This window comes from Actinotalea ferrariae CF5-4 (assembly GCF_000603945.1).
Lineage (GTDB): Bacteria > Actinomycetota > Actinomycetes > Actinomycetales > Cellulomonadaceae > Actinotalea > Actinotalea ferrariae.
Genome location: NZ_AXCW01000579.1, coordinates 1 through 572 on the forward strand (window position 1 = coordinate 1; position 572 = coordinate 572).

The window sequence follows — 572 nt, forward strand, 5'->3', positions numbered from 1 at the left end:
GGTCGGGCAACGCGTGGAGCCGGACCGGGTGGTCCTGGCGTGCCGGGTGCTGGAGCCGGACCGGTGGTGCCGGCGGTGCGGGTGCGAGGGCGCGCCGCGGGACTCGGTGGTGCGGCGGTTGGCGCACGAGCCGTTCGGGTGGCGGCCCACGACGTTGGAGGTCACGGTCCGCCGGTACCGGTGCACTGGCTGCGGGCACGTGTGGCGGCAGGACATGACCGCTGCGGCCCAGCCGCGGTCGAAGCTGTCGCGTCGGGCGCTGGCGTGGGCGTTGCAGGGTCTGGTCGTGGCGCACCTGTCCGTGGCTCGGGTCGCTGAGGCGCTGGGGGTGTCCTGGCACACCGCGAACACCGCGGTCCTGGCCGAGGGGCGCCGGGTGCTGATCAACGACCCGTCCCGGTTCGAGGGGGTCACGGTGCTCGGTGTCGATGAGCACGTGTGGCGCCACACCCGCGCTGGCGACAAGTACGTCACCGTGATCATCGACCTCACCCCTGTCAGGGACGGCACCGGGTCCGCGCGGTTGCTGGACATGGTGCCGGGCCGGTCCAAGCAGGCGTTCAAGACCTGGC

Annotated in this window: 1 pseudogene; it reads left to right on the forward strand. The window is 73.3% G+C overall.

Annotated elements, in window-relative coordinates:
- Positions 1 to 572, forward strand: a pseudogene (locus N866_RS19370) (ISL3 family transposase); the annotation flags it as partial.